This is a genomic window from Myxacorys chilensis, from assembly GCF_059505265.1.
Genome location: NZ_JCACKG010000238.1, coordinates 47869 through 55586, shown reverse-complemented (window position 1 = coordinate 55586; position 7718 = coordinate 47869). Strand labels below are relative to the sequence as shown.

The 7718-nt window shown below is 50.2% G+C and carries 7 protein-coding genes; 2 read left to right on the top strand and 5 right to left on the bottom strand.

Annotation, left to right across the window (positions count from 1 at the left end; all coding sequences use genetic code 11):
* Positions 1-50 precede the first annotated feature (50 nt).
* From bioD to minD, 5 genes are all read right to left on the bottom strand, one after another.
* Complete coding sequence (gene bioD / locus AC5JLB_RS24690; protein ID WP_495876479.1) at positions 51-788, bottom strand: dethiobiotin synthase; 738 nt, start codon at positions 786-788, stop codon at positions 51-53.
* A complete protein-coding gene (locus AC5JLB_RS24685) occupies positions 778-2661 on the bottom strand; it encodes a protein kinase domain-containing protein (protein WP_495876478.1) in 1884 nt (627 codons plus the stop codon). The genes bioD and AC5JLB_RS24685 overlap by 11 nt, the downstream gene beginning before the upstream one ends.
* A gap of 215 nt (positions 2662-2876) precedes the next feature.
* On the bottom strand, positions 2877-3740 hold the full coding sequence (locus AC5JLB_RS24680) for a shikimate dehydrogenase (protein ID WP_495876477.1): 864 nt from the start codon (positions 3738-3740) through the stop codon (positions 2877-2879).
* Positions 3741-4178: a cell division topological specificity factor MinE gene (gene minE, locus AC5JLB_RS24675; protein ID WP_495876476.1), complete on the bottom strand. Its 438-nt coding sequence runs from the start codon at positions 4176-4178 to the stop codon at positions 3741-3743.
* 69 nt (positions 4179-4247) lie between these two features.
* Positions 4248-5051, bottom strand: a complete 804-nt coding sequence (minD, locus tag AC5JLB_RS24670; RefSeq protein ID WP_495876475.1) for a septum site-determining protein MinD — start codon at positions 5049-5051, stop codon at positions 4248-4250.
* Between the two features lie 723 nt (positions 5052-5774).
* Here minD and rpsU point away from each other — a divergent pair.
* Together rpsU and AC5JLB_RS24660 are read left to right on the top strand one after the other, a co-directional pair.
* Positions 5775-5954: a 30S ribosomal protein S21 gene (gene rpsU, locus AC5JLB_RS24665; RefSeq protein ID WP_162421836.1), complete on the top strand. Its 180-nt coding sequence runs from the start codon at positions 5775-5777 to the stop codon at positions 5952-5954.
* Positions 5955-6084: 130 nt separating this feature from the next.
* Positions 6085-7620 (top strand): GTP-binding protein, encoded by a 1536-nt coding sequence (locus AC5JLB_RS24660; protein WP_495876474.1) that lies wholly within the window; start codon positions 6085-6087, stop codon positions 7618-7620.
* Positions 7621-7718: the final 98 nt, after the last annotated feature.

The window sequence follows — 7718 nt, the reverse complement described above, 5'->3', positions numbered from 1 at the left end:
CTTGCGGTTGTTTTCTTCTGTTCTCTCAACTTAACCCGCAACTTGGATAACTACAGCGATTCATACACAAGCGGCATCAGCCGTTCTAGTTCTAAATGAGACGCAACTTGAGCTAATTTGGTACGAGCATCGCTGGGCGCAATCTCAACTGCATCCCACCCATCTGCCAAGTGAGGAATCGATCCTAGCACCGGAATGCCAGTCAACGATTGAATCAGACTTGCTGATGCCCACTGTTCTATCTCGTCGTCTGAGCAAGGCTGAACGCAACTCAGTACAATCCCTTTAAGATGCAGGCGAGACTGACGCGCCAGCGCTACGTTTGCTACCGCTTGCCCGATCGCACCTAATTTCACCGGAACAACCAGCACCACAGGCAACTGCCAATCCCAAGCTAAATCTGCGACGGTTGTTTCGTGAGTAATCGGCGATCCCAGCCCGCCCAAGGCTTCTACTAAAACAAAGTCTCGCCGCGATCGCAGTGCTTCAAACGCTTGCCATGCCAGTTCAGGTTGGACTCGTTTTCCCTCGCGATCGGCAGCCAGCGGGGGCGCTAAGGGCGCTGCAAAATGAACAGGATTTAGTTCCTCTGGGGATTGATCTAAGTTGAACAATCGCAAATAGTGTTCGCGATCGCCCATTCCCGTCTGAAAGGGTTTCATCATCCCTAGCGTGTGCGGAGCGCAGTAAATTTGCCAATAGGCGGCTAACGCAGAGGTCAACACCGTCTTACCCACATTGGTATCGGTTCCAGCAATCAAAAGGGCATTAATCGGTTTACTGAACATTCACGTCTAGGGTAAAGTTAGTGTCCTGATTCGCAATCACATCAATCTCGTAATCGCCCGCCGCGCTTAGGTTCTGCTGCCACACGGCACTGCCTGTACTTTCAACTCGTCTGTTGGGGGAGCGAACCACCAGCGTAGCGCCCTGACTAATGCGTACAGTGGCAAACTGTCCTGCTTTGGCATTCAAAATATAGCGCTGAATCAGCGTTGGACTGGCTTTTCCAGAGACTTGAGTCCCGTTTTGTCCCGAAGGGAAGCTAATTCGCTCGGTTTGCACCGTTGGACTGGTCGTTGGATCTGGAGAAGTGGTTGGGGAAGGACTAGGAGGCGGAGGCGGTGATGCAAGCTCAACGTTGAGCTTATATGCACCCTTTTGCAGACCTTTCACAGGCTTTAATTGAATCATATATTTGCCGGTGTAGGGCAGCGTTCCTGACCAACGCGGAGTCCGACTTGCTTGGGCGTCAACCGGCTGCTCGTCTGGGGCTAATACGGTCATCAACACCTCTTCCCCCTGCACCGCCGCATTGAGTTCCTGCCCTTCTTGGGCTGGCACGATTAGGTTTAGCGTCTGATTCGCTTGAAGCGTGCCGTCTCGTGACGTGCTGCCTTGCGACAAATCTAACGTTTGACTGTACGTGACAGGTTCAGCGCTAGGCGATGGACTCGGCGTACTTGGGCGAGGACTCGGCGTACTCGGACGGGGCGAGGGCGAAATCGTGGTTGTGGGAGTTGGAGCCGGCTGATTAGCGGTGAGAATGCCGCGCGTAATTGCCCAAGCGGCGAGACCAACCAGCAGCACGAGTCCTGTCCCGATCGCAAAGACTGCCCACGGATCATCCCACATGGAACTCCGGGTTGGAACCGTCGGTTGTGCCCGATTCCCAAACTCGGTGGGGGTGGTGGTTGGCGTCGAGCGGCGTCCGATCGCTTGCGTTGCCATCTGCGACATATCAGGCTGAGCGGGACGAACCGCAGAAGGCGGCGGCGCGACGACGGGGGGCTGAGCAATAGAAGGCGGATAAGGCGCAGGTGTTCCAGGTGTTTGCAGCATCTGCATCACTTCGTTGGCCGACTGAAAGCGATCGCCCACGCGATAACTCAACATCCGATTCAAAACTTGAGCAAAGGTTGGATTCACATTGACGTAGCGCTGCCACTGCCACGTCATCGTGTTTTCGTCGAACAGTTCTTGCGGGTCTCGTCCGGTCAGTAGAACGAGGGCTGTCACTGCTAACGCATAGAGATCGCTGTTGGGATAGGCGCGTCCAGTCTGCATCTGCTCACTCGGGGCGTAGCCGAGCTTACCGACCGTCGTTTGCTGCTTAAAGGTTTCGGGTCCTTGCATCCGAGTTGCAATCTCTTTCACCACTCCAAAATCGATTAACACGGGGAGTTGATCGCGATCGCGCAGTATCACATTATCAGGCGCAATATCTCGGTGAATGATCCCTTTACCGTGAATGTAGGCCAACACAGGCAAGACCTGCTTGACAAGCTGCAACACTTCATTTTCAGAAAACACAAATCCTTGGTGTTTGCGTTCGTCAAGCAGCGTCTGATAGGTCTTGCCTTCGACGTAATCCTGCACTAAAAATAAGCGCTGATCTTCTTCAAAGGTGGCTCGAAACTGAGGAATTTGGGGGTGCTGAATCTGATAGAGAATCTGTGCTTCTCGCTGAAACAGTTCTTGCGATTTATTCAGTGCGTAAGGATTGTCTTGCGGTGGCGTCAGTTCTTTTAATGCACACAGTTCATTAAATCGCCCTTGATCTTCTGCTAAATACGTTCGACCAAAGCCGCCGTGCCCCAGAATGTTGAGAATGCGGTAGCGGCTTTGTAAGATGGTTCCGACGGAGATAGCTGGCTGCATGGTCGATTCTGTCGCTCACACTGTACAGGACAATCACTGGATTGATCCAGGAATCACTTCTTCAGAAATCCAGAGATCGAGCATTAGGTTAACCTAACTGTTAACCCAACTACTGTTTGGAACTCCAGATTTACTAGTTATACCTCAAGGGTTGCCCTCACTTTACAAACTCAAGTTTAGCGCTTTAGCCCGGGCATCCCATTCTATAACCCACCCTACAGCCGTAGGTGCTGGCGTAGCGATTGACGCATTGTTTCGACTGGAACTGTTTGCTTCGTCCAAATTTCCAGCGCAGCCACTCCTTGCCCAATCAACATTTCTAGACCATCGATCGTCATGCAGCCCTGCGATCGCGCCTGCTGTAAAAACAGAGTTGGATTGGGTACATAAATTAGGTCGTAGGCGATCGCGCCTTTTTTTAGCTGCTGTACATCCGTGGACGTTAGAGGCGATTGATCGATCTGCGGCGACATGCCGATCGGCGTCGTATTGACGATCAAATCTGCATCGCTTAGCAGATCGGGTAGAGCATCCCAAGACCGTACCTGAAGATTTTGAGCAAACGGTGAACCATTCCAGCTTTGCAAAAAAGCGTTCAACTTTTCTGGATTTCGTCCGACGACTTGAATGTCAGCACATCCCAACTGAGAACATCCAGCGACTACGGCTCTTGCGGCTCCACCGTTACCGAGAATCACGGCGCGGGTTGAACTCCAGTCTTTCTGTAATGCCTGTAGGGGTGCTAAAAATCCAATTACGTCTGTGTTGGTGCCACTCCAACCAACTTCGGTTCTCCAAACAGTATTTACAGCTCCAATCGTGGCAGCAACATCGGTCACGTTGGTTAAGAAGGGCACGATCGCTTGTTTGTGGGGAATCGTGATGTTGAAACCTTGAAGCGCGATCGCGGCAAATCCTGAAACGGCAGCTTCTAGGTTTTCAGGGGCAATTTCAAACGGTAAATAGACATACTCTAAGCCCATCTCCAGTAAGGCAGCGTTGTGCATGATGGGAGACAACGAATGCTCAATTGGATATCCAATCACCCCCAGAAGTTTCGTTCTACCCGTAATTCTCATTTATTCAGACGGGGCGCTTGGTTTGGGCGTAGCAGGTTCATCGGGTAGTGTTAGGTCGGGGGCTAGCGTGAGATCGGGCACGGCGACGGGCCTTCCAGGTTCATCGGCTAGTGTTAGGTCGGGGGTTAGCGTGAGATCAGGCGCGGCGACGGGCTTTTCAGGTTCTGCTTCCGCACGTGAGCGAATCCGGCGAATCGGCAAATTTGCAATCAAGGCCGTTGTGCGATGATGATTTTCCAGCGAAAATTCCATGCCCGTATCATCGAGTTCGACGTAGCGCAACACGACCTCTAGAATTTCCTTTCGCATGTCTTCGAGCAGATTGGGCGGTAGATCGGTGCGATCGTGGGCTAACACAAGCTGAAGACGCCGTTTGACATCGTTACGGCTGTTGTCTGCCGCTCGCGGGAAAAGACGTTCTAGAAGTTCAATGAGCATGATGGGTGATGAGAAGAGGCGGGTAGAGAGCGACGGGCGGCATCGCTGAATGATCCATCTGAAAAAATCTTAAGCTCGGTTCGAAAGCATACGGCGCAGACGAGAGAAAAACCCTTCATCCCGAACCGTAAGATCCATAAACGGCACGTGCTCACCTTCTAAACGACGAACCACATTATCAAATCCGGTTCCAGCTTGCGATGGCGTTTCTGATAGGACTAGTGGCTCACCTTTGTTCGTTGAAACGATCACTTTTTCATCGTCAGGAATAACACCCAACAATTCTACAGCCAGGATCTCTTGCACATCGGCAACGGACATCATATCGTTCGCTTGTACCATCGCAGGTTTAATTCGATTGATGATCAAATTGATCCGCTTAATGTTATTTGCTTCTAGCAATCCAATGACGCGATCGGCATCTCTGACCGCAGAAATTTCGGGCGTGGTGACAATGATGGCTTCTTTCGCCGCCGCGATCGCATTCTGAAACCCCATCTCAATTCCCGCCGGACAATCGATCAGAATGAACTCATACACTCGCGCCAGAGCATTCACCAATTGCTTCATCTGATCGGGCGACACGGCGTCTTTGGTGCGATTTTGCGCCGCCGGGAGTAATGCCAAATTGTTAAACCGTTTATCTTTAACCAGCGCTTGCTCTAAGCGACACTGACCCGCCAGTACCTCAACGGCGGTGTAGACCACTCGATTTTCCAACCCCAAGAGCAGATCGAGATTTCTTAGTCCAAAATCGGCATCCACCACAACAACTTTGCGGCGGCGCTTGGCTAGTGCCATACCGAGATTTGCGGTTGTGGTAGTTTTACCCACTCCGCCCTTACCAGACGTGATGACGATGATCCGAGCCATTGACCTTATCCGCTTCTGAAAATGAGCGTTGACGGAACTCTATGTTCACAAGTTCTCTAGAATAAACGGAAATGTACCGCTTCACTAGTAGATGGTGAATGTTTTGCTAACAGTAGCAGAAAACGAGGAAGAGAAACTAGGGATGAGGGATGAAGAACAGGGCAAACGCATCCTAATTTCTAGCGGACATTCCTAGCTCTTAGACAAATATTATTTGGCTTAAATATTGTCTCATTAGATTAATAGTAGTGAGGGATGAAAGTTCGCACTTAGAAACCAAGACTCAATCAAACGATTGCCAAGAAGGAAACTCCAACCAAGAGACCAATTTAATTTTAAGGTGCAGAATCGCCAACGGTCATTAGTCAGTGGCTCTTTACCTTAAGGTATGCGCGGCAAGTGTCAAGACATAAGGTGCGAGTACCGAGATATTGAGGAGCGTGTGAGGTGAACGTCTCAAACAGGGTTTTGAAGACCAGCGAGGCTGATATTCGTCTCGCTGAGTTTAATCAGGAATGACCTCCTGTAAACAGTTTCAGTGTTTTATGCTAATCTGCCAATGGTAGGTTATAAATGCTGGGCTATCTATGCATACTTTTACGATGCAGACAGGAGCGGCTGACGTTCAGCAATTGGATTGAGTCCCCTAACAGACTTCTCCAAAGCGTAGAATGCTTCAGGTCTTCCAACCTATCTTTTGTACTCAACAGGAGACTCTTAAGAATGACCCAAGTGGTTTTAGGCGAAAACGAAGGTATTGATTCTGCTCTACGCCGGTTCAAACGTCAGGTATCCAAGGCAGGCATTTTGGCGGACTTGCGATCGCACCGTCACTTTGAAACGCCGCTGGAAAAGCGCAAGCGCAAAGAGACGCTCGCTCGCCGTAATCGCCGCTACCGTTAATTTTTTGCTGAAGCCGGTTCTTCACACAAGAATCGATTTTTTACAAGAATGCGCCGAACGGTTCAGACAGGGATTGTTAGGATTGAGAAGAAATAGCTATCTTGGGTAAACTGTTTTCTCCTCACCGCCCATGTCTGATCCTTTATCTGACCCCATCGCCGACTCCGTAACCAGCAATTCTGCAAAAACCTTTGATCAAGAACTTGAAGAAGCCATTCTTGGGTTTGACGAAATTCAGGCAGAGCTAAATTATCGTCAAGCCCAAACCACTCTACGCACCTTGGTTGAAAATCTTGATCTCACAGCTTCAGAACGCACTGGGCTTGACTCTGAAATTCATGGGCTAGAAACGATGCTGGGAAAGCTCGATCGGCTCGTGGTTCACATTGCCGCGTTTGGCATGGTGGGGCGAGGAAAATCGTCTGTTCTCAATGCGCTGTTGGGGCAAACCGTGTTCGAGACAGGTCCGATTCACGGCGTTACTCAAGTGCGCCAAACGGCGAATTGGAGTGTTTCTACAGAAGCAGTGGCAGACAGCGATCATACGATCGAGCGAGTGACTCTGCCCGGAATGTCTCAATCGCAAATTGAACTAATTGATACTCCCGGCATTGATGAAGTCGATGGAGAAGCGCGAGAAGCCTTGGCACGTCAGGTGGCTCAGCAAGCAGATTTGCTGCTCTTCATTGTCTCCGGCGACATGACCAATGTAGAATATCAAGCTTTGTCAGAACTGCGGAATGTCGGCAAACCCATCATTCTGGTGTTTAACAAGATTGATCAGTACCCCGACGCCGATCGCATGAGTATCTACCATAAGATCCGTGATGAGCGCGTCAAAGATTTATTATCACCTGATGAGATTGTTATGGTGGCAGCTTCTCCCCTGATTGGTAGAGCCGTCAAACGTCCTGATGGTCGTACCACCATTCAGCGAACTCTAGGCATTCCTCAAGTTGATGAACTGAAGCTCAAGATTCTAGAAGTGTTGCACCGGGAAGGCAAATCTCTCGTTGCGCTCAACACAATGCTGTATGCCGATGACATCAACGATCGCGTCGTTGAGCGAAAAATGACAATCCGTGAGCAAAATGCCGATCGGATCGTGTGGAATGCCGTGATTACCAAAGCTGTTGCCACTGCCGTAAATCCTATAACGGTGTTAGACATTCTGAGCAGTGCGGCGATCGATGTGGCAATGATTTTGGCGCTCTCAAAGCTCTACGGGATTCAAATGACCCAACAAGGCGCGATCGCACTGCTGCAAAAGATTGCGATCGCGATGGGAGGTATCACTGCCAGCGAACTTCTCGCCAATCTTGGACTCAGTTCCCTTAAAGGGTTACTCGGTTTATCAGCTCCGGCTACGGGTGGGCTATCGTTGGGTCCCTATCTTTCGGTAGCACTGACTCAAGCAGGCGTGGCCGGCATCTCGTCTTACGGAATTGGACAGGTCACCAAAGCATATCTGGCCAATGGTGCATCTTGGGGACCGGACGGACCAAAAGCTGTCGTGACAAACATCTTAGCTTCGCTAGATGAAGACTCTATTTTAATTCGGATTAAAGATGAGCTACGCGCCAAGCTCAATATGCGCGATTACCCCGCTGGGGGAACTGCTTCGCGACGCTATCGAGCTATGAATAAAAATTCTGCGGGTAAATGAGATCACTGTCTCAAATACCTATTATGAATAGAAGAAATAGCGCTTAAGCAAATACGAAGCAAAATGCTATGAGAAATAACATTTGACAGCTGAGCGAA